This is a genomic window from Soonwooa buanensis (assembly GCF_900167905.1).
In the GTDB taxonomy this organism is placed as follows: Bacteria; Bacteroidota; Bacteroidia; order Flavobacteriales; family Weeksellaceae; genus Soonwooa; species Soonwooa buanensis.
Genome location: NZ_FUYZ01000008.1, coordinates 79,846 through 101,715, shown reverse-complemented (window position 1 = coordinate 101,715; position 21,870 = coordinate 79,846). Strand labels below are relative to the sequence as shown.

The 21,870-nt window shown below is 34.3% G+C and carries 21 protein-coding genes; 12 read left to right on the top strand and 9 right to left on the bottom strand.

Annotated features, from left to right (window positions below; translation table 11 throughout):
- Positions 1–74 precede the first annotated feature (74 nt).
- Entirely contained in the window at positions 75–509 is a 435-nt protein-coding gene (locus tag B5X62_RS11435) for a hypothetical protein (protein WP_079667560.1), read from the top strand.
- 43 nt (positions 510–552) lie between these two features.
- On the opposite strand, the gene B5X62_RS11430 is transcribed toward B5X62_RS11435, so the two are convergent.
- Positions 553–1,029 (bottom strand): YdeI/OmpD-associated family protein, encoded by a 477-nt coding sequence (locus B5X62_RS11430; RefSeq protein WP_317041905.1) that lies wholly within the window; start codon positions 1,027–1,029, stop codon positions 553–555.
- 78 nt (positions 1,030–1,107) lie between these two features.
- Here B5X62_RS11430 and B5X62_RS11425 point away from each other — a divergent pair, with 78 nt between their 5' ends.
- Positions 1,108–2,400: a M48 family metalloprotease gene (locus B5X62_RS11425; protein WP_079667558.1), complete on the top strand. Its 1,293-nt coding sequence runs from the start codon at positions 1,108–1,110 to the stop codon at positions 2,398–2,400.
- Between the two features lie 16 nt (positions 2,401–2,416).
- On the opposite strand, the gene B5X62_RS11420 is transcribed toward B5X62_RS11425, so the two are convergent.
- The 3 genes from B5X62_RS11420 to B5X62_RS11410 all read right to left on the bottom strand — a co-directional run bounded on the left by B5X62_RS11420 (position 2,417) and on the right by B5X62_RS11410 (position 6,528).
- Positions 2,417–3,997: a hypothetical protein gene (locus B5X62_RS11420; RefSeq protein WP_079667557.1), complete on the bottom strand. Its 1,581-nt coding sequence runs from the start codon at positions 3,995–3,997 to the stop codon at positions 2,417–2,419.
- An 80-nt stretch (positions 3,998–4,077) separates the two neighbouring features.
- Positions 4,078–4,851 (bottom strand): hypothetical protein, encoded by a 774-nt coding sequence (locus B5X62_RS11415; RefSeq protein ID WP_079667556.1) that lies wholly within the window; start codon positions 4,849–4,851, stop codon positions 4,078–4,080.
- Positions 4,852–4,986: 135 nt separating this feature from the next.
- Positions 4,987–6,528: a glycine--tRNA ligase gene (locus B5X62_RS11410; protein ID WP_079667555.1), complete on the bottom strand. Its 1,542-nt coding sequence runs from the start codon at positions 6,526–6,528 to the stop codon at positions 4,987–4,989.
- A 470-nt stretch (positions 6,529–6,998) separates the two neighbouring features.
- On the opposite strand from B5X62_RS11410, the gene B5X62_RS11405 reads away from it, so the two are divergent.
- Entirely contained in the window at positions 6,999–7,193 is a 195-nt protein-coding gene (locus B5X62_RS11405; RefSeq protein ID WP_079667554.1) for a DUF4177 domain-containing protein, read from the top strand.
- Positions 7,194–7,206: 13 nt separating this feature from the next.
- Here the strand turns inward: B5X62_RS11405 and B5X62_RS11400 are convergent, their stop codons facing one another.
- Entirely contained in the window at positions 7,207–8,256 is a 1,050-nt protein-coding gene (locus tag B5X62_RS11400; RefSeq protein WP_159447651.1) for a DUF389 domain-containing protein, read from the bottom strand.
- 117 nt (positions 8,257–8,373) lie between these two features.
- On the opposite strand from B5X62_RS11400, the gene B5X62_RS11395 reads away from it, so the two are divergent.
- Genes B5X62_RS11395 through B5X62_RS11380 form a run of 4 tightly spaced genes read left to right on the top strand, consistent with a single transcriptional unit; the run spans position 8,374 to position 10,585 of the window.
- The gene (locus tag B5X62_RS11395; protein WP_079667552.1) at positions 8,374–9,075 is read left to right on the top strand and encodes a pseudouridine synthase; all 702 of its coding nucleotides are present in this window, start codon (positions 8,374–8,376) and stop codon (positions 9,073–9,075) included.
- A 39-nt stretch (positions 9,076–9,114) separates the two neighbouring features.
- The gene (locus B5X62_RS11390) at positions 9,115–9,696 is read left to right on the top strand and encodes a Crp/Fnr family transcriptional regulator (protein ID WP_079667551.1); all 582 of its coding nucleotides are present in this window, start codon (positions 9,115–9,117) and stop codon (positions 9,694–9,696) included.
- A gap of 54 nt (positions 9,697–9,750) precedes the next feature.
- Positions 9,751–10,161 carry a hypothetical protein gene (locus B5X62_RS11385; RefSeq protein WP_079667550.1) on the top strand — a complete coding sequence of 137 codons (411 nt, stop codon included), beginning with the start codon at positions 9,751–9,753 and terminating at the stop codon, positions 10,159–10,161.
- A 10-nt stretch (positions 10,162–10,171) separates the two neighbouring features.
- Positions 10,172–10,585, top strand: coding sequence for a hypothetical protein (locus B5X62_RS11380; RefSeq protein ID WP_079667549.1), 414 nt, complete (start codon positions 10,172–10,174; stop codon positions 10,583–10,585).
- Between the two features lie 65 nt (positions 10,586–10,650).
- On the opposite strand, the gene B5X62_RS11375 is transcribed toward B5X62_RS11380, so the two are convergent.
- Positions 10,651–13,404, bottom strand: a complete 2,754-nt coding sequence (locus tag B5X62_RS11375; RefSeq protein WP_079667548.1) for a M4 family metallopeptidase — start codon at positions 13,402–13,404, stop codon at positions 10,651–10,653.
- 250 nt (positions 13,405–13,654) lie between these two features.
- Here B5X62_RS11375 and B5X62_RS11370 point away from each other — a divergent pair, with 250 nt between their 5' ends.
- The 4 genes from B5X62_RS11370 (at position 13,655) to B5X62_RS11355 (ending at position 19,703) form a co-directional block, all read left to right on the top strand.
- The gene (locus tag B5X62_RS11370; protein WP_079667547.1) at positions 13,655–14,692 is read left to right on the top strand and encodes a quinone-dependent dihydroorotate dehydrogenase; all 1,038 of its coding nucleotides are present in this window, start codon (positions 13,655–13,657) and stop codon (positions 14,690–14,692) included.
- A 33-nt stretch (positions 14,693–14,725) separates the two neighbouring features.
- The gene (locus tag B5X62_RS11365) at positions 14,726–14,956 is read left to right on the top strand and encodes a putative signal transducing protein (protein ID WP_079667546.1); all 231 of its coding nucleotides are present in this window, start codon (positions 14,726–14,728) and stop codon (positions 14,954–14,956) included.
- Positions 14,957–15,041: 85 nt separating this feature from the next.
- Positions 15,042–17,162 (top strand): methylmalonyl-CoA mutase, encoded by a 2,121-nt coding sequence (scpA, locus tag B5X62_RS11360; RefSeq protein ID WP_079667545.1) that lies wholly within the window; start codon positions 15,042–15,044, stop codon positions 17,160–17,162.
- A 57-nt stretch (positions 17,163–17,219) separates the two neighbouring features.
- Entirely contained in the window at positions 17,220–19,703 is a 2,484-nt protein-coding gene (locus B5X62_RS11355; protein ID WP_079667544.1) for a T9SS type A sorting domain-containing protein, read from the top strand.
- Between the two features lie 94 nt (positions 19,704–19,797).
- On the opposite strand, the gene B5X62_RS11350 is transcribed toward B5X62_RS11355, so the two are convergent.
- Entirely contained in the window at positions 19,798–20,091 is a 294-nt protein-coding gene (locus B5X62_RS11350; RefSeq protein ID WP_079667543.1) for a hypothetical protein, read from the bottom strand.
- Positions 20,092–20,183: 92 nt separating this feature from the next.
- On the opposite strand from B5X62_RS11350, the gene meaB reads away from it, so the two are divergent.
- Entirely contained in the window at positions 20,184–21,170 is a 987-nt protein-coding gene (gene meaB / locus B5X62_RS11345; RefSeq protein ID WP_079667542.1) for a methylmalonyl Co-A mutase-associated GTPase MeaB, read from the top strand.
- Positions 21,171–21,193: 23 nt separating this feature from the next.
- Here meaB and B5X62_RS11340 read toward each other — a convergent pair whose 3' ends face one another.
- Both B5X62_RS11340 and B5X62_RS11335 read right to left on the bottom strand, forming a co-directional pair.
- Positions 21,194–21,424 carry a DUF4251 domain-containing protein gene (locus B5X62_RS11340; protein ID WP_079667624.1) on the bottom strand — a complete coding sequence of 77 codons (231 nt, stop codon included), beginning with the start codon at positions 21,422–21,424 and terminating at the stop codon, positions 21,194–21,196.
- Between the two features lie 75 nt (positions 21,425–21,499).
- Positions 21,500–21,868 (bottom strand): YraN family protein, encoded by a 369-nt coding sequence (locus tag B5X62_RS11335; protein ID WP_079667541.1) that lies wholly within the window; start codon positions 21,866–21,868, stop codon positions 21,500–21,502.
- Positions 21,869–21,870: the final 2 nt, after the last annotated feature.

Here is a 21,870-nt window from a genome sequence, read left to right as displayed (position 1 = left end):
AATTTTTGTCGGGGAATTTTGCTTTTGGAAAGTTATTTGCATGCTTTTAACAACTTAAAAATCAACCAAATTCTATGAAAACAAATCTTCTTTTAGCAACAATTTTGCTAAGTTTAATAAGTGTTTCTTGCAAAAAAAATGAAGGCGGAAACAAAGGCGTTATTTCTGAATCTTCATCATCAGAAACGACCGTTGTCGATAATAACGGAACAGTTGATACATTAACAACATCAACCGAACAAACAAGCAATGATAACCAAACCATGGAGACTTCGGTTGCTTACAAAGGATTAGATGGGACACGTGCGAAGGCGACTTTTTCTTCTGGTAAAAGTGGAAAAACACTTGTCATCGAATCAGCAAATAGTCAAAAATATCAGTTGGATTTTAAATCCAAAACTGCAGATGGCGAACATTATGAAAGAAATGGTGTTTCTGCAAATACCAAAGGTGATTCTTTGATTATTTCGCAAGGTGACACCGAAATACCATTGGTTAAAGTTAAATAACTTACCAAAACTAGGATTAAATAAAAAGGGATTTGAAGCAGTTTCAAATCCCTTTTTTTCCGTCCAAGATCATCTCGATCATTTTTATTTTTCGACGTTCGCGTGTCTCTTCTTTTTTGGCTTCCTCTATCCAACGGATGTATTCTTTACGGTGCGTGTAGGACATTTTTTCGTAAAGTTCTTTGGCTTTTTGGTTCTCATCCAGCAGAATTTTAATATCATCAGGAACCACCACTACTCTTTCTTCCTCATCTTTCCAAAGTTTAACATCAACTTGATCTCCAAAGCTTTTTCCAAGTTGTTTTCTAACGGCTTGTGTTAAGCCTACACAATGTCCAAAACCCATGTTAGCAAGACTTCCGCGGTATTCTACTCGATCATCAAAAATGACTTTTATTTTGACTTGTCCTTTAGTCCCAAACAATTTTTGAACATCAAAAGGAAAAGCAACATAAGCGGCATTTATATCTTCGTGTTGTACAATTTTAGCAGAAAAAGTGATGATTTCGTTTGACATCATTAGATTGAAATTAATACGAAGATAATATTTTCTAAATTGTATAATTTGACATTATATTTGTAAAAATTAAAACACCGAATGAAGAAACTCTACATCATTGTTTTTTTACTTTTATTAAAACTTTTTTCCGCTCAAAATTTTAAAATTGATACTGCCGATTATGCCAAAAGAAAAGCATTTTTGGAACTTTATAAAACACGAGGTGAGCAATTTAATAAAGCTTTAAAAAAGAAATATAGCGGTCAAGAAGCGCGAGAATTGGTTAATGTTTTTACTAATTTTCAGAAAAGTGTGACCGAAGACATCAAAGATAAAATGTATAGTTTTGACGATCGTTTTGTGAGTTATACAAAAGATCGTGTTAATTATATTGCCTCCAAAAATCCGACTATTCCGACAGATTTTAGCATTTTAATTGCGAAAGATAACGAGCCAAATGCTTACAATTTTGGAGATAAAACTTTGGTTGTCAACCTGGGACTTTTTGCTTTTTTAAATAATGAATTTGAATTCGATGCAATTATTAGTCATGAGTTGGCACATCAGACTTTGGAGCACACAATTAAAAAATTGATTGCTAAACTTAATAATGATAAAGACAAAAAACTAGAAGTCAGCAACCTAAAACGCTCTGGAAACCGTTATGACAAAGCTTTTGAGCTTTATAAAAGTTTGTTATATTCTAACATGAAACAACGTCGAAAAAACGAAATTTCTGCAGATTCTTTAGGTTTTAGTTATTATAAAACGACAGGTTTGCCGATTGCTAATTATGTGCAGTCGTTGCAACTTTTAAAAGATTTTGACGATAAAAAAGAAGACAGCATCGATGTTTCTATTTATAAAAAAGTCTTTAATATTCCGACGCAAAGCTTCAAAGAAGATTGGCTAAAGATGGAAGATTTTTCTAAATACAATTACAAACATTATCAAGAAAAAGTATCTCAGGATTCTTTAAAAACCCATCCTGACTTGGAGTTTAGAATAAATTTATTGAAAAAAAATTATCCAGAATTGGCAACTTCTAATCTTAATTCTCAAGCTTCGCCACAGTTTAGTTTGTTGTCAAATCTCGCGAAAGAACGTTTGATTCCAAACTTTATCGAATCGGAAAAATACGGACAAGGCATATACAATTGTTTGGCTATTCTTGAAGATAATCCGGATCATAAAGCTACAAAATATTATCTAGGCTTGTTGTTTAACAAAATTTATGATGCCCGAAAAACCTACACGCTTAACCGTTATCTCGATAAAATCGAACCGACCAAACAAAGTCGAAGTTATCAACAATTCTTATCCTTTATGTGGAATTTGGGTGTTGATGAAATAAAAAATATTGGACAGTATTATGAAAAAAGCGAGAATTAATTCTCGCTTTTCGTTTTTAGTAATTTAGTTTTTCTAGTCGTACCTGATTGTATTTTGCCTTTTTGTTAAACTCATTTAGAAGAATATAACCTTCTTTCGCAACATAAGGCACTATCGTATTTTCTTCTGTGCTAATCGGGATTATCTCTTGTTTGAACTGGTTTTTGATCAAAGTGTTAATGTAAAGATTAACGACTTTTTTATTGTCCGCATTTTTTACAAGATCTTTATAAAAGAAAACTACATCGTCGCCACCTTTGATGTTTTGTGCAAAAAGATAGTCGGTTGACGAGAATTTTGAAACTTCTTTCGGGATCATTTTTGCTCCAATAACTTTGAATTTTTCATCGGTATAGATGTAGTAAAAGTCCTTGTTTTTGCTAGCACTATAATAGCCTTCATCTTTGTACATTTCCGTTAAAATCCCAACGCCACCATCTTTCATCATGTAGATTGCTCGCGGTGCCAAATAGTAGCTACCTTGTAGTTTCCCGCCATCTTTAACGCTTGGAATATATTTTATTAAATCGTTGGTATAATCGAACATGTCAAAAGAAACATCCAGTGTTTTTTTGTCCAACAACATACGCACATAACCGTTGCCATTGAGGTTGTAATAGGTAATACTAGCGTCTTCGTACGCGCGACCAACTAGCATCAATTTATCATCAAAATTTTTACTGTTCGCAATATCGCCAGTTTGGGTGTACATAACCGACAAATATTTTAATGTTGTTTCTTTATTAACATTGCTTGGTAACTTGTCCATTAGAGGCTCCAAACTTTCTTTTTTAAGAACATTTCCCGTTTTTATGTCTAAGACTAACAAACTGAATACACTCTTCTTATTTTCGGTTCTAGAAAGGATCGAGATAATTTTGTCTTCATCTAATGCCAATATTCTAAGCGCTTCGTCTACTTTTTTAGCACCATCTTTATTGTACTCGAAGCTCCAGATTTCTTTAGCATCGGGCGTGTATAAGATAAGCTTATCATTTTTAGAATAAGATTCGTAATCATCAAGCTTCATGACAAGATAGTTGTCGTATTTAGTTTCCCAAACCTCGGAGCGCTCTACAAAACCATTCTTTTTGCGTTCTTCTTTTACTTCCTTTCGAGATTCTTTCAAAGTCTTATCAGAAGGGCAATCTACAAGTTTTCCTTGTTCAAAACATTTTTCGTTGCGGTCCTTCATTTCGTTGGTTGCAAGGTCGACTTCTTTATCACTTGGTGGGACAAAGGCTTTTGCACCGCCACTCATCGCTAGATAATTGTAAACCAATCGGGGCGACAGCGTTAACTTACCTCTAACGTTGGTGTAGGCTACATAAGACGAAATAGTTTTGTCCGCAACAAATTGCTTGTTAGCGACAACATTTAGATTTTTATCCAAAAAAAAGTATTCGAATTTCTTTTTATCGTCATCGGTTTTTCCTTGATCATAAAGTGTAAAGTAACCTTCAATTTGTTCGCCTGCTTTATCGTAAATTGCATTAAAGCGGACATTTTCGCCATTTGCAAGGTTCTCTAAATCTTGAGATTGCCCAAAATAAAAACTCGAAAAACCTAGAAATAGTAATGGATATATTTTCTTCATAATATGCTTAAAAATTTTCGCTAAAATAACAAAAAACCTCTCCGAAGAAAGGTTTTTGTCTAAAATATTGTTTGAGACTATTATCTGTTGTAAAAATAGTTTTTAATGCTTGTCGTCGCTTGTCCGTTAGCGCTTAATCCCTTTGTTGTCTGTTGATCAGGCACATTTTTTGAACTAAAAGTATAAGTTGATGTACTGGTTGCTGTACTAGATGTCGTACCTGCACTGCTTGTAAAGGTCGTTTTCATCGTAGATTTTGTAACATTATTTTTTCCAAATTCTGGTGTTAGAACATTGATTTGGTAAAAACCTTTGACGTTATAATATGGATTTTGTTTATTATCATACTCGTAGGTATTTTCAAATGTTGACGTCACATCGCCATCTTTAATAATGTTAACGGTTTTTGACAGGTTACCATTTGTATAAAAACATTCGCCAGATACCGGAACTGGGTTTGCAACATCTACTTTAGTATATTTTAGATGCGTATCGTCTATCCAATCCAAAAGCAGGATAATTTTACTATTGTCAGCCAATGTTGTAGTCATCGTAGATACTCGCGAACCAGCATATTTGTAATCGATAGTTTGGACTAATTTATCTTTATCGTATATACTGACTTTCGAGATATTTTCACCATCATAAGTGTAGATTTTTTTACCAGTTAGAAAATTAATTTCAGAAATTTCTGTGGTGTTTTTATAAGTAAAATTTTCAGTTGTGTTATTATCTGTAACAATTTTGGTTGGTAAAATCGGAGTTACATTTTCATTATTCGGATTGTCATCATTGCTGCTAGAACATGATAAAATAAATCCAGAAATTATAAAAGCGCTAATTATTTTTTTCATTTTTAAATTTTTGACAAATATATTATTTTAAAAAGTATAAGGTTTTTATTTAAAACGTATTCTAATCATTTTTAGTTTTAAAAAAGCAAAAAACCTCTCCGAAGAAAGGTTTTTGTTTTTAAATATTTTTATCTCTTAAATTTTACTCAAAAGCGTTCTGAAATTCACTTTTTCGTCGATAATTCTTCTCAGTTCAGAAACCGGAACACGCTCTTGTTGCATCGTGTCACGATCACGTAATGTAACCGTGTTGTCTGTTAACGAATCGTGGTCAACCGTAATACAGAAAGGCGTACCCAAAGCATCATTTCTTCTGTAACGCTTACCGATGCTATCTTTTTCTTCATAAATCAAATTGAAATCATATTTCAAATCATTGAATATTTTTTCTGCGTATTCGCCTAAACCATCTTTCTTCATTAGCGGAAGAATCGCAGCTTTTACTGGAGCCAAAGCTGGTGGCAGAGATAGAACTGTTCTTTCAGATCCATCTTCCAAAACTTCGTCTTTTAGACAATGTGAGAAGATAGCTAAGAACAATCTGTCAAGACCAACAGATGTTTCAACAACATAAGGAACATAACTTTCGTTTCTTTCTGGATCGAAATATTGTAATTTCTTACCCGAATGTTTTTCGTGAGCTGTAAGGTCAAAATCCGTTCTCGAGTGGATACCTTCCAATTCTTTAAATCCGAAAGGGAATTTAAACTCAATATCAGCGGCAGCATTCGCGTAATGCGCCAACTTTTCGTGGTCGTGGAATTTATAATTTTCTTGTCCCAAACCTAAAGCCAAATGCCAGTTAAGACGCTTTGTTTTCCATTGCTCGTAGAATTCCAATTCTGTTCCTGGTGGAACGAAAAATTGCATTTCCATTTGCTCGAATTCACGCATTCTGAAAATAAATTGTCTCGCAACAATCTCATTTCTAAAAGCTTTTCCGATTTGTGCAATCCCGAAAGGCAATTTATGTCTTGACGTTTTTTGTACGTTTAGATAGTTTACGAAAATCCCTTGGGCCGTTTCTGGACGCAGATACAAATCCATTGCAGAATCCGCCGAAGCTCCCAATTTCGTCCCGAACATCAAGTTGAATTGTCTTACTTCCGTCCAGTTTTTAGAACCGGTGTCAGGATCAGCAATTTCCAACTCTTCGATTAGAGCTTTCACATCAGCCAAATCATTATTTTCTAATGAACGAGCCAATCTTTTCAGCGCTGCATCTTGCTTTGCACGGTATTCCAAAACTCTTGGATTGGTCGATTCAAATTCCGCTTTATTAAAAGCATCGCCGAATCTTTTCGCTGCTTTTTCTATTTCTTTTTCAGCTTTATCTTCCTGCTTCGCCGCCCAATCTTCAACCAAAACATCGGCGCGGAAACGTTTTTTAGAATCTTTATTATCAATTAACGGATCATTGAAAGCATCAACGTGTCCCGAAGCCTTCCAAATCGTAGGATGCATAAAAATCGCCGAATCAATTCCCACGATATTTTCGTTCAACTGCACCATTGCTTTCCACCAATATTGCTTGATGTTATTCTTTAGTTCAGCACCATTTTGTCCATAATCGTATATTGCCGAAAGCCCGTCGTACACCTCGCTAGAAGGGAAAATAAAACCATATTCTTTTGCGTGTGACACGACTTTCTTAAAAACGTCTTCCTGTTTTGCCATAGTTCCAATGAGTTATTATGCAAAAATAGGCTTTTCTTTTGTCCTAGTCAACGGTCGAACTGCAAAATTATTTGGGCGGACAATTCGTGCTATCCGCTATATCTTTTGTCTTCGGTCGGTCGGCTCCGCTGCGCTCCGCCGCCTCACTCAGACAAAAGGATGCCGCTTCTATCGCGGCCGCAATTGGTCGCAGTTGAGAAAGTCGTCCAATAAAGAACCACCCAAATCCTCAAAAATCTGGATTTGTCTCATCGAATAAAAAAGCCTTTCAGGGTTTGAAACCCTGAAAGGCTTCTGTCAATACTATTTTTTAAAAGAGATTTTTTTAGTGAACTCTTTGTTTTACTTCAGTAAACGAAGTGCCTTTGTTTTCCTTAAATAAAGCGCTACACTTTCATAAAACTTTGTTTCTCCTTGCGATTAACCCAACACAAAGAATAATTAAATATCTTTAGAAAAATTTACTTGATATGAGAAAACGTTTCGAATACAAAACTGTTGAAGTTAAATCTAAAAGTGTTTGGAGTACAGAAGTTCCCACAAAAGAAATCGACGAAGTACTAAACCAGTTAGGTCAAGACGGTTGGGAGCTTGTAGCTGTAAAAGTAATTAGCTCAATGGGAACATCCCTTTCAAGCATGTACACTTTCAAAAGAGAATTGTAACCGATTCTCTTTTTTATTTCTGTTCCGTTTCTTTTAATTTTTGCTTCAAATCGTTGATTTGTGATTGTAGAAATTTTATTTCGCTGCTTGTAGATGTTGTTTGCTTAGAATAATGCCAAACCAACTCAATGTCTTTATTCAACATATCGTGTTCGTACAATTCGTTTTTCGATAAAAAAGTGGAGTCGTTCAGAACTGTAATATCCAAATATTTTTTATCACCTTTTTTGAAGGCTTTATAATTTACAATTGCTATTTCGGGTGTCCTGTCTTCAATTTTATTGATGTATTGATCGGCTTCGATTTTAAAATTCTCCTTATTCCATTTTTTAACGGTTAAAAAAATACTTGGCGTTAAAACCAAAATCGAAAGAACAGTAATAATCAAAGTGGTCTGCTTACTTTTCCCTTGAGAATTTAATAAATAATAACGTTGATAACCCAAAACAATACTCAAAATCCACGTTCCAATCCCGATAAACACACAATTCACCAAATAATAATACAAACCACCGAAAAAATAGTCCCAATTTCCGTTCGCTAAACCAAAACCAGCCGTACAAAGCGGTGGAATACACGCCGTCGCAACCGCAACTCCCGCAATAGTTTTAATTGCTTCTTTTCGAGTAATCCCAATAAACCAAGCCAAACCTCCGAAAAGCGCAATCATACAATCGAAAACTGTGGCTTCTTTAAAAGCCTCCAACTGACTCGTTTCCGAATGAAAAGGCGTAATCATAAAATAAATTGTGGACGCCAAAAGACTAGTAACAATCATGATAAGCCAATTCCAAACCGAAAGGCGAATCAAATTTTTATCATGAATCGAAAGTCCAAACGAAAGCCCAACAACAGGTCCCATCAAAGGTGAAATCAGCATCGCTCCAATCACCGCAGCTTGACTGTTAACATTCAAACCAATGCATGCAATCGCCATCGCACAAACCAATAACCAAAGATTGTGACCCCGAAAATGAATGCCTTCTTCAATCTCGTTGTAGGTGTCTTTTTCTTCTTCTTCCTTGGAAAGCCGAAACAGGTTTATAATGTTGAATAAACTCATCAAATTGATTTTATAACAAAAGTATGTAAAAATTGGACTTTTGTTTTTCATCATTTTATAAATTTTTTGTTTAAACACGCATTAAAAATTTCTACAAGAAATCTCTATTTTTGCAAAATGTTAGAAATTCTGTATCGCGACGAATATCTTATCGCCATCAATAAACCAAGCGGATTGTTGGTGCACAAATCCTATTACGCAGGACCCGCAGATGAATATGCGGTAGAAAAACTAACAAACCAAATTGGTCAGAAAGTGCATCTCGTCCATCGATTAGACAGAAAAACTTCGGGCGTTTTATTATTTGCATTAGATAAAGAAACCTTAAAACTCATCAGCGACCAGTTCATGAGTCGAGATGTTGAAAAAAAATATATTGCGATTTTACGAGGATGGACAAAAGAAGAGGAAACCATCGATTATGACTTGGCAAACGAAAATGAAGTGATCCAAAATGCAATTACGTATTATCGTCGTTTGCAAACCTCAGAAATCGATTTACCTTTTAGAAAACATCAAACTTCTCGATATTCATTAGTTGAAGCGATTCCTGAAACGGGAAGATTTCATCAACTGAGGAAGCATTTTAAACATATTTTGCATCCCATTTTGGGTTGCCGAAAACATGGTTGCAACAAGCAAAATAAGTTGTGGCTGCAAACTTTCAATATTACGGCGATGCCTCTGCATTCGCATCAGCTCAATTTTATGCATCCAATAACGAAGGAAAATATTTCTATAAATGCAAGCCTAGACGTCAATCCAGAATTTTTAGAAATTGCAAAAATTTTGAGTTTTGATGTTAGTAAGTTTATTTAGTTTTAGAAAAAAATTTAAATTAGTTCTATAAGAATTTATATGTCCGAATTTGATTTATTAAAGACAAAACTTCAAGAAATTTCTAATTTTTCGCAAGAAGAACTTAACGAAATACAAGCTCATTTTGAAATTCAAAGTTTTAAAAAGAATGAATTTTTGCTCAATTCCGATGAAGTTTGTCACTATTTATACTTCGTTAACAAAGGTATTTTGCGGACGTTTCACCTTAATGCCAACGCTTCAGAGTTTACACGATTAATCGTTTCGGAAGGCGAGTTTTGTACAATTTTGATCAGTTTTCAGGAAAAAGTGGCTTCGCCAGCTTTTATCCAAGCTTTGGAACACGGAAGTTTATTGAGAATTTTTAACGAAAACTTTCGAAAGTTGATTTCTGAAAATTCAAAATTTGAGAAAGTCTATTTACAGATATTGGAAAAATTTCAGAATTTTCAGATCAAAAGAATCGAATTTTTGACCTCATATTCGCCACAAGAAAAGGTTGATATTTTTTTAAAAGAACAAACAGCATTATCACAAAGACTCACAGATAAAGTGATTGCAACTTATTTACAAATAACACCTGAGACCTTTTCGCGATGTAAGAAAAAATCAAACTCTTGATTTCAATCATTTTTTTAGGCGGAATAATTGACTTATTTCGAATAAAAATTGATTATGAAAACTTTTATTTTATGTCTTTTATTGTTTTTATGTAACACTAATTTTCAAGCGCAAGAGGGGAAACAAGATTCTCTTTCGCAAGCCTCAAATACTTATCTAACAAAATCGATAAGAAAAAAGAAAATGGCCAATATTATTGCGCTTTCTGGAGCTGGATTGGCGACTGTAGGGACATTTTTGTTGGTTTCGGGACATCCTTCAGGATTATTTTTTTCGGAATCGCAAATAATTGGAATCAATATGATTACGGGAGGAGCTTTAGCCGCTATCGCCTCTATCCCATTTTATATTATTTCGTACATTAACAAAAGAAAATCTTTAAAAATTAGTCCGAGTATTTCTTTTCAGAAACCGATTTTAGTTCAAGAAAATTTTGCACAAGCTGGGGTTTTAATTCAATTTTAAAAACAGAGAAATGAAAAATTTATTCTTTATTGTTTCGGTTTTAATTTGTGGATTTGGAAAAACTCAAGTTAAAAAAGTGGACAGTACAATAGCTTCAAATTACCATTTTGAACGCTATTTAGCAAATAAAAAGACAGCAAAAATAATGTTGATTGCAGGAGCTACTGCAAGTGCTTTGGGTGGTATTTTGTTATTGATAGATGATGGCTCTGGGAGTGCAAATTCATTTTTTACCACTGGGGAAACTTTTGGTTATCTGTTTTTGACATTGGGAGGAATGTCGATGATTGGATCGGTGCCATTTTACATTATTGCAAGCCATCACAAAGGGAAAAGTATTCAACTTAAACCAAGTTTAACTTATCAACAAGTCAATAATTTTAGTCCAAAAACTACAAACATTGGTGTTGAAATTAGGTTTTAAAAAATAAAAATGCGGACAAAATTGCCCGCATTTCCTTTCACTTTTACGATTTATGTAACTGCCTATTAGTTTTTAATAAACTTGTGTACAGAAGATGCATCTTTACCAGTAAGTTTCAAAATGTATTGGCCGACAGGTAAAGCTTTAACATCGATAATAGAACCAGAAAGTTTTCCAGTTTTAATGATTTGACCAGCAGCATTTACGATTTCGAATTGATCGTAAGTTGTACTTTGTCCTGTTTGGATGTTAATACTATCTTTCGTAGGGTTTGGATAGATTGTGGTTGTAGAAGCTGTGGTATCGATTGTTCCTAAATTACTAGTAACTTTCACAGAGTAATCTTCCACTTGTCCATAGTCAAAAGTTCTACAAGGATCTGTCCCGAAACCAGCATACTGTAAAACCAATCTCATTCTTAATTTTTGGTTTTTAATAGCACTGCTTGGTACAGTAAATGGTATTTTGAATGGTTTGTTAAATGTTGGCAAGCCAGAACCTCCAATCATTTCATTAGCTCCAGAGAAGCTACCATCGTTGTTCCAGTCGATATAAGCGCCATAAGTCTCAGCAGAACTTCCTCCTTGTGGGAATAAAGGATGGATTTCTAGCTGATAGGTCTCGCCAACAACTAGATCGGTAGATAAGTTTGAAAAATCTTCGTATCCAGCAGTCCCTGTACTCGATTTATCCAAGGTATTAAGAACGACACGACCGATGTTTTCTTCTGTTGCATTAAGTGATTTAGCAGTACAATATTGCAATGAAGCTGCTGTTTTGAAACTTACAATATTACTAGCTGCTGACAGATTATTTGCATCGTCGTATGCTTTTACCGTCATATTATAATCGGTATTAACTGTTAACCCAAAAAGATCAACTGTTAATTCGGTTGTACGCGCAAGTTCTTCGTTATTACCGTATACGATATAACCTTCGACTTTTTCGTTATCTGTGGATCCTGCCCATGTTAACGTCGCAGTTGTTGCTTTTACATTACTTGCTACTAGATTAGTAGGTGTTGTAGGCGCTTGCGTATCAGGAGTTGTTAAATGTTTTGTCCCAACACCAACAGCATAAAAAGCATCTTGTACAGCTATTGCTTCTGCTGAAGTGTCACCATACAACTCTTTAGCAGCTTGTATTGCAAAGTCTCTTGTGTTTTTATAAGTCGAAAACTCTGTTAAGAAAGAAGACTCTAATCTATAAACAATATTGGCAGCTTTTTCCCATCCGATTCCTGTAACATTATAGCTACTTCCGACATCATTAGTTCCTGTTTTTCCTGAAACTAGGATATAAAACCAATGGTTAAGAACGCCACTGTTAGTATGTACACCACAATAATCATTAGCTTCTTCGCTTGGTATTGTACAACCCTCAGCTTTAGTTGCAGGTTGCCAATATTGACCTTTATAAGTGTCTGGTTGTTTAGAAAGTGTTGCAGATTTTGGGTTACTCATCGATCTGATGAATCCAGGTGCCACGTTCGTGATATCTTCACCAATTAAAAAAGGCTGTTTTTCTGGCGCATACTTATGCTCAATAATAGCAGCCCAAATATCAGAAAGTCCTTCATTAATAGCGCCATGTTCTCTCTCGTAAGCTAGATTTGCTGTATACTGACATACTGCGTGTCCTAGTTCGTGCGCTGTAACATCAAAAGCAGTCAAAGGTTTAAAATAAACATCACCATCGCCATATACCATTTCTGCGCCTGACCAAGCTGCATTTTCCAATTTTTCGTAGAAATGTACATAACTATTTATTTCTGCTCCTGCATTGTCAAAACTATCTCTATTAAAAGTTGATTTGAAATAGTCATACGTATTAGAAACGCCCCAATGTGCATCTAACGCAGCATTATCAAAATTAGAATTGTCAAATTCTGCCGCAGTCCAGTTGTTATCGTTATCAACAAACTCAGTAGCAGATTCTATATCATCTGTTTTATTAGAATTTTTTGTATAAACTTTACGACTTTCTGATGCTAAAATATACTGCCCATTAACTAGTTTGGTTTCAATTTGGCGAGCGCCACTGTAACGTGTTGCAGCATTTCCTAGTTCAAGGCTTGTTGCTTTGTAAGATTCTGGAATTTCAATTTTAGACGTTGTTGCTTGATTTCTATTAGTAGCAATTAGATCATTTGACTCGCTTTTACTGTGTGCATGTTTCATGATCGCATTGTATGATACAAAGTCGCCAGATGTTGCGTCAATGTATACGTAACCTCTACTCATAGGTTTAGCAGCATAGATGTCAAATTTGTAAGCTAAGATTAGCTTGGACATTTGACCTAGAGTCTCGACAGGAAGATAGACTAGCTCTGCTTTTGGCTTTGTGTAGCCTGTTTTTGCAGAATATGCAGCATTCTCCCACATGTATCTTTGAGCATTTACTTTTTTTAATGCACTTGCAAAAGCATTACTTTCCGAAATTTGAGGTTTCGATATAATATCATTTGTTGTAAAAACCTCTCCACTCATGCTTATAAGCTTATCACCTTTATAATTAACATTGTATGTGCTTCCTTCAACACGAATACCGTTAATATAATGTGCAAATTTTTCAGTCACGAAATCAGAATTATATCTAACTTCATTAACTTTTTTCATACTCGATTCATCGGAAAGCTTCAGAACATCTTTTAGGATATTTTGAGTATTACTTTTCGATAAATTTGACCCTTCAGAAAAGGTAATAAGATTAATATTCCCCTTTTCATTAATTGTCTTAGACTTTACAAAATCTTGAGCATAAAGCATATTTGTTGCAAATATTGTTATACTTCCAAGAATTAGTAGGCTTTTTTTCATATTAATAATTATTGTTTTGGAGGTCGCAATATAGAAAAAAATTATTGCAAAATATGTTTTTGATTAAAAATTAACCCTGTATTTGTTTTTAATCAAAGATTTTTTATTTAAATATGGGATTTTAGAAAGGATGCAATAGTTGATTATTTAAATGAATACTTCATAATTGAGGAAAGATATTATATGTTAATTTTAACCAAATAAGTTAATATCAATTTAGATTTGACTAAATTTGTAAAACTTTTCTTTGATGTACAAAAGTATCATACGTCCAATTCTCTTCAAATTCGATCCTGAAGAAGTCCATCACTTTACATTTTCAATGCTTAAGAATTTTGGTTTTTTGACCAAATTATTTCTTCCAAAACCTATTGTAGATAAGCGTTTGGAACGAGAAGTTTTTGGTTTGAAATTTAAAAATCCAGTAGGCTTAGCAGCAGGATTTGATAAAAATGCAGTTCTTTTTAATGAATTAGCGGATTTAGGTTTTGGCTTTGTTGAAATTGGAACCGTAACGCCAAAAGCACAAGCGGGAAATCCAAAAAAACGCCTATTCCGATTGATTGAAGACGGTGGAATTATCAACCGAATGGGCTTTAATAATGATGGTTTAGAAGCTGCAATTGAAAAATTGAAAGGCAACAAAGGGAAAATCATCATCGGCGGAAATATTGGAAAAAACACCAACACGACGCCCGAAAATTATACCCAAGATTATTTGGATTGTTTCGAAGGTCTTCATCCTCATGTGGATTATTTTGTTTTGAATGTAAGTTGTCCCAATGTGGGAAGTCACGCCAAATTGGAAGATGTAGAATATCTTCGAGAGTTGATCACAGAAGTGAAAAAAATCAATGTTTCTAAAGCAAGCCCAAAACCTATTTTACTAAAGATAGCACCAGATCTTAATAACAATCAATTGGATGAAATTATCGACTTGATTGCTGAAACTAAAATTGACGGTGTAATCGTCTCTAACACCTCTGTTAATCGCGAAGGTTTAAAAACTTCTCCCGAAATTTTAGCTGAAATCGGAAATGGTGGTTTAAGTGGAAAACCAATTCGTGAGCGTAGTACAAAAATGATTAAATATCTAGCGGATAAAAGTAATCGAGCGTTCCCAATTATTGGTGTAGGCGGGATTCATTCTGCAAAAGATGCGATGGAAAAATTGGATGCAGGAGCAAGTTTGGTACAATTATACACTGGTTTCATTTACGAAGGTCCACAATTAATCAATGATATTAATGCTGAACTTCTGAAAAGAGCAAGTCGTCTTCCAAGATAACTTAATTGAGTTTTTTATTTAAATTTAAAAAATATGGAACTTGTAACGCTAAAAGTTTTTAATACAGAACCTGAGGCCCAAATGATTAAGGCTTTTTTGGAAGCCAATGATGTCGAATGTTTTGTGTTCGGAAATGTGTTGGCAAATACTTATAATGTTTTCAATTTGACTTCTGGCGGTGTTCAGCTGAAAGTTGCAGAAGAAAACCTAGAAACTGCAAAACAGCTTTTGGAAAGTTTTTATAAGCAAGATAATAACGAATAATTTTAGTTCAAAATTCTATATTAAGGCTTTATTCTAAGATAAAGTCCCCTAAAAGTTGTAAATTTACAGAGATAAAAATCCCATTATGCGACAAGCCATAAAGGCGACAAAGCCTGATTTTAATATTCAATATACCGAGCCAGAAATCTACTATTTCGAGAAAGATGGACTTCAACTAAAGTCTTCGTACACAGCTGCTGATTCTCAAAATTTAACCGAAAAATCATATTCTGCAGGGATTGCGCCTTACTTGCGTGGACCTTACTCCACGATGTATGTTCAAAAACCTTGGACCATTCGTCAATATGCAGGCTTCTCAACAGCGGAAGAATCTAATGCGTTCTACAGAAGAAACTTGGCAGCTGGACAAAAAGGATTGTCGGTAGCATTTGATTTGGCGACGCATAGAGGTTATGATTCTGACCATCCAAGAGTGGTTGGCGATGTTGGTAAAGCGGGTGTTGCAATTGACTCTGTGGAAGACATGAAAATTTTGTTTAACGAAATTCCTTTGGATCAAATTTCGGTTTCTATGACAATGAATGGTGCGGTTTTGCCGATTTTATCATTCTATATTGTTGCTGCGGAAGAGCAAGGCGTTTCTCAAGATTTGCTTTCTGGGACTATCCAAAATGATATTCTTAAGGAGTTTATGGTGCGTAATACTTACATTTATCCACCAACGCCGTCCATGAAGATTATCGCTGATATTTTTGAATACACTTCTAAAAATATCCCTAAGTTTAATTCGATTTCAATTTCGGGTTATCACATGCAGGAAGCTGGTGCAACGCCAGTTTTAGAGATGGCTTATACACTTGCTGATGGTCTAGAATATGTTAGAACAGGGATAAAAGCTGGGATGAATGTTGATGATTTTGCACCACGTTTATCATTTTTCTGGGCAATCGGGATGAATCACTTTATGGAAATCGCCAAAATGCGTGCAGCTCGTTATATTTGGGCAAATCTTTTAACACAGTTCAATCCTCAAAATCAAAAATCTTTGGCGCTAAGAACGCACTCGCAGACTTCTGGATGGAGTTTGACAGAGCAGGAGCCATTTAATAATATCACAAGAACTGCGATTGAAGCTTTGTCATCGGCTTTGGGCGGAACGCAATCTTTGCACACAAACGCCTTGGATGAGGCAATTGCGTTACCTACAGATTATTCGGCAAAAATTGCGAGAAATACACAGATTATTCTTCAGCAAGAAAGCGGCATTTGCAATGTTGTTGACCCAATGGGTGGCTCAGATTTGGTGGAAGCTTTGACGCAACAGATGATTGAAGAAGCGATGAAGTACATCGATGAGGTTGAGAAAGAAGGTGGGATGACAAAAGCGATTGAAGCAGGTATTCCAAAGATGAGAATCGAGGAGGCTGCGGCCATTAAACAAGCTAAAATCGACAGTGGAGAAGAATTTATCATTGGTGTTAACTCGTTTAAATCTCAGTTAAAACAAGAAGATATTGAGATTCTGGATATCGATAATTCTGTGGTTCGTCAAAAGCAAATTGAAAGACTTAACAACATCAAAGCAACGCGTGATAATGCTGCTGTAGAAGATATCTTGAATCAAATTCGTCAATCTGCAAAAACCACGGAAGGCAATCTTTTAGCTTTATGTATCGAAGCGGCGCGGCGTCGTGTTACTTTGGGTGAAATGTCGGATGCGATGGAAGAAAGCTTTGGTCGTTATAAAGCCAATATCAAAACTATTTCTGGTGTATATGCTATGAATGCTGGTAAAAATGAATACTTCGATAAAGCGGTAAAACTAACCGAAAAATTCGAGGAAGAGGAAGGACGTCGTCCAAGAATTATGGTCGCAAAAATGGGGCAGGACGGACACGACCGTGGTGCCAAAGTTGTTGCGACAGCCTTTGCTGATATGGGATTTGACGTGGATGTTGCGCCATTGTTCCAAACGCCAGAAGAGGTTGCAAAACAAGCCATCGAAAATGATATTCATATTTTAGGTGTTTCATCTTTGGCAGCAGGGCACAAAACCCTTGTGCCACAAGTTGTTGAAGAATTAAAAAAGCTAGGCGCAGAAGATATTACAGTGGTTGTTGGCGGTGTTATTCCGCAGCAAGATTACGAATTTTTGTATGCCAACGGCGCTGACCATATTTTTGGTCCCGGAACTAATCTTCCAAAATGTGCCGTAGAAATTTTAGAAAAAATGTTGGTTAAATAATTACGTTTATTTATTTAATTACATATTTTTGATTTACTAATTATAATATTTTTGTGTATGAAGAGAAATTTATTCAGTTTTTTAGTATTGTTTTCTTGTATTTTAAATTTTGGACAAGTTTCATTTTCGAATCCCAGTATATTTATCAATAAAACATATTATTCCGATGACCCAAATGTTATTATTTCGGCTGATTTAGATGGCGATTCTTTTAAAGAGATTTTAACAACATCTGACAACAATCGATCTTTACTTATCTATACAAATATTGGAGGTGATTTGCAAGCACATCAACCTATTGTAATTGATAATTTTCCTTTTAATTCTGCTATTTTTGCTGTGCAATCTGGTGATCTTGATAATGATGGATTAAAAGATATTGTTATATGTAATCGAGAAGAAAGTAAAATATATTGGTATAAGAATCTTGGTGGTTTAAAGTTTTCGGAACGTAAAGTAATTGAAACTAGCTTAACAAAACCTACATCTATAGCTATTGGAGATATTAATAATGATGGTAATTTAGATATAATAACAAATTCAGGAACATTTAATGATCCAAATTCTCTAAGATTGATTATAAACAACGGGAATGGGAATTTTGCAAAAGATGTTGTGTTGGCACTATCTGCTCGTGACATTACAAAAATAAAACTGGTAGACATAAATAATAATGGTTATTTAGATATTGTAACCTGTGAAGCAGACGGAAACATATATTTTTTAAATAATAAAAATGGAGATAATTGGGATACACCGAAATTAGTTGCTGGAAGTAGTGGAGGCGAATTTGAGTTTATTGATATTAATGGAGATAATTACCTTGATCTCGTTTATAGTGAAAATTCTTCTAAGCGTTTAAGTTATAAATTAAATAATAAAGGGCTCGATTTTTTCATACAAAAGGCGATTATTTCTGATATTGATATAACAAGTTTATCATTATATGATGTTGATAAGGATGGTATTAATGATTTTATAATGTCAAAATCTGTTAATGGTAATAATACTATTGGATGGATAAAGAATAACAATAATCTAACATTTTCTAATTTTGCACCAGTTTTGGATGGCTTAATGTATCCCGAAAATATTTTAATAGAAGACTTAGATAAAGACGGCAAATTTGATGTAATAGGAACGGTAAAAATTGATACTGACTTTGGGAGAAAATTAACGTCGTATAAGTATGATAATATTACAAAGCTTTATCAAGAAAAAACATTAAGCCATCGTTCGTTGTCAATAAGTGATGTTCGCTCTGCCGATCTTGATAGTGACGGGAAAAATGACATTATTGTGCTATACCCTTATGCGATTACTATTAGTAAAAACTTGGGCAACAATCAGTATTCAGCTCCTATTTACATTAAGGATATTAGTAATGTGACTGTTAATAGTAGTGTTTGGCTTTTTGATTTTAATAATGATGGATTATTAGATTTACTCATTATATCAGCTTATCAAATAGAGTTATTAAAAAATGATGGAAATTTTAATTTTTCCTCTGTTTATCTAAATAAAATGTCAAATTCTCCTTTTGATCTACCTAGTATTGCCGACTTTAATAATGATGGAAAATTAGATTTTGCGATTATGACAAAAAAGTTAACAGATTCTAATCCTTCCTTTCATTTATTTTTGCAAACTGAGAATTTGGGCTTTGTGATGACTAAGCCGAATTTAAGTCTTTCTGGCGTTTTTTTGACGGCAGATATAGACAACGATGGCAGTAATGATCTTTTTGGAACATTTGGAGGAGATTTTGTTTGGTTGAAGAATGATGGTAGTGGCAATTTTAGCTCTGGAGGAAAATTTCCAAATCCAGTAGGAAGCTATAATTTTCCTTTTGTAATAGGAGACATTAATAATGATGGATATCCCGACATTATAGTCGGAGATAAATACAGCGGATCTGTTGGAAATAACCCTTTTTATTATTTTTTAAATAATACTAACGGAGGCTTCAATTCTCCAAAGATTATCGATTATTACACCTGTGATAGGATAAAGCTTGCTGATATTAATAATGATGGTTATTTAGACCTTATTGCTAGTGTTGTTATTGTTGATGATAATAGAAATCAAAAAGAAAAAATACTAACCTATCTGAATAATAACGGAAATGGATTTCATGACAAAAAGGAAATTTATGAAGCATATAAACAGACATATCCTCTTAGATTAGACATTGCAGATATTAATAATGACAATAAGGTAGACATTGTATCTACTTATGAAGATTATTTAACAAGTGTTCATATATTTTTTAATACTTCTCAGCTTTCTACCATTGAGAATGTACAAAACAAATTATTTAAGTTAGAATTATTTCCGAATCCTAGTGCTTCTATTGTTAATTGGGCTGCATCTTTAGATATTGTTCAGTTAAGTATTTATGATATGAACGCTAATCTCTTAGTTACTAAAAAAACAAATGAATCACATTTTGACACTATTAATCTTAGTACAGGTATATATTATTTCATTTTAAAATCTAAATCTGGTAAAGATTATATATCAAAATTTATTAAAAAATAAACATCGTAAACAAACTTCTTTATTGTTTTAAGATAAAAACGCGCTTTTCAGAAACGAAAAGCGCGCCTTGTTTAATATAAAAATGTGATTGGGTTTAGTTTTTTGCGTTGGCACTTACATAAGCCAATAACCAAGTTCCTTCTTCTGCGCTTAGTTTTGCTTTAGGCGCCATTCTTTCGATAATCGGTTTCCATTCGCTGGCAGTATGATCTGTTGTTGCTGGCAAATCATGGCATTTTCCACATCTTGCGTCATACAAAGTTTTCGCCGTTGCCATTTGTCCTTTAGTAATGCCATAAGAACTTCCTTCGCTATTTGCAGTATTTCTTGAGGTACAAGAATAAACCAAAGTCAAAGCAAAAACAGCGGTATATAGGTATTTTTTCATTATTTTTGATCTTTGAGTTATTTCAAATTTATAAATTAAAACTGAAACTACTCAGATTTAAAAACAATTTATAAACATTCCAAATTCTCAAGATGAGCGTTGAAATATCCTTAGAAACTTTAGTTGAAGGTATAAAATCTGGTGATAAAAGATTGATTGCTAAGGCGATAACTTTGGTTGAAAGTAAGAAGTTGGAGCATCGCGAAAAAGCCGAGCAACTTCTTAAAGCGATTATGCCATTAACTGGGAAATCAATTCGAGTTGGGATTACAGGCGTTCCTGGAGCGGGAAAATCGACCTTTATTGAGAGTTTTGGACAACTCGCCATCAAGAACGGAAAAAAAGTTGCGGTGCTTGCAATTGACCCAAGTTCGGCGATTAACAAAGGGAGTATTCTCGGTGATAAAACCAGAATGGAAGATCTTGCCAAAGATCCGAATGCTTTTATCCGTCCAAGCCCGAGTTCTGGATTTCTGGGTGGCGTTGCCAATGCAACTTTTGAAACCATGTTAATTTGTGAAGCTGCTGGATATGATTATATCTTGATAGAAACCGTTGGAGTGGGGCAGAGCGAAGTTTTGGTTGCCGATATTTCTGATGTTTTTTTGTTTTTAAAAATTATCGGTGGTGGTGATGAGTTACAAGGCATCAAACGCGGCATTATGGAAATGGTAGATCTTATTTTCATTAATAAAGTTTCGGAAGATAATCTTCAACAAGCCAAAAATACAAAGCTGGAATTAACGCGTGCGCTTCAATTTATGCCTCCAAAAGAAAAGGATTGGAAAGTCCCAGTTTTGCTTGGTTCAGCGCTTAATCATCAAGGTTTAGAGAATGTTTATGAAAAAATTGATGATTTTATTTCTTTAAAAAAAGAGTCTGGACGCTTTGAAGAAGTTCGACAATTACAAGGGGAAAAACGTTTTCAATATTGGGTGCAAGCTTATATTTTAGAACAAACAAAAAAGAATCAACAGTTGGACGACGCTTTTAATGAACATAAAAAAAATGCTTCAGAATTGTTGGCTAATCCAAGTTCTGAAGCACGTGAGTTTGTTAATAAATTGTTGAAGTCTTAATAAGATTTAAAACAAATTAAATTCTATTTTGCATTTAAATTCGAAATGTATCCATCGTAACTAATTGGTTGTCTGTCGTTAGCGTTGATGGATAAAAATGCGCTTCCGTTTTTGAAAACTTCTAAAATAAATGTTGGTGTATTCGACTGGTCATTGACATTAATTGTTACCACCCAATTTCCTTTTTTATTTTGCGTTTTTGAAGATAACATTCTTTTCTCGATATAAGTTTTCACCAAAATTAATAACAACATTTTAAATTGAAACAATTCTTAACTTACTAGATTTAGCCAATTATAACAAAAAGCTCCGAAAATTTTCGGAGCTTTTTATATTTCATGACTTTGGAAAGCGTCTTCAATATGATGAATTTCTAAGTCGTTGGTATTTGTTTTCAGAACAGAAATAATATCAAATCTTACTTCCAATTCTTCATTTAATTCTTGACAATACGCATCAGCAGCCATTATGAGAAGTTTCATTTTCTTTTTGTTAACAGCATCTTCGGGATTGATGAAGTGATTATCGCTTCGTGCTTTCACTTCAATAATAACTAGTTTTTGATCTTGCTTTGCAATGATGTCAACTTCAGCTTTCAGAAATCGAAAATTGCGTTCTAGAATCCGATACTTTTTAGACTCTAGAAATTCGCAAGCTGCATCTTCAGCGCGTTTTCCGAAATCATAATGCTCTGACATTT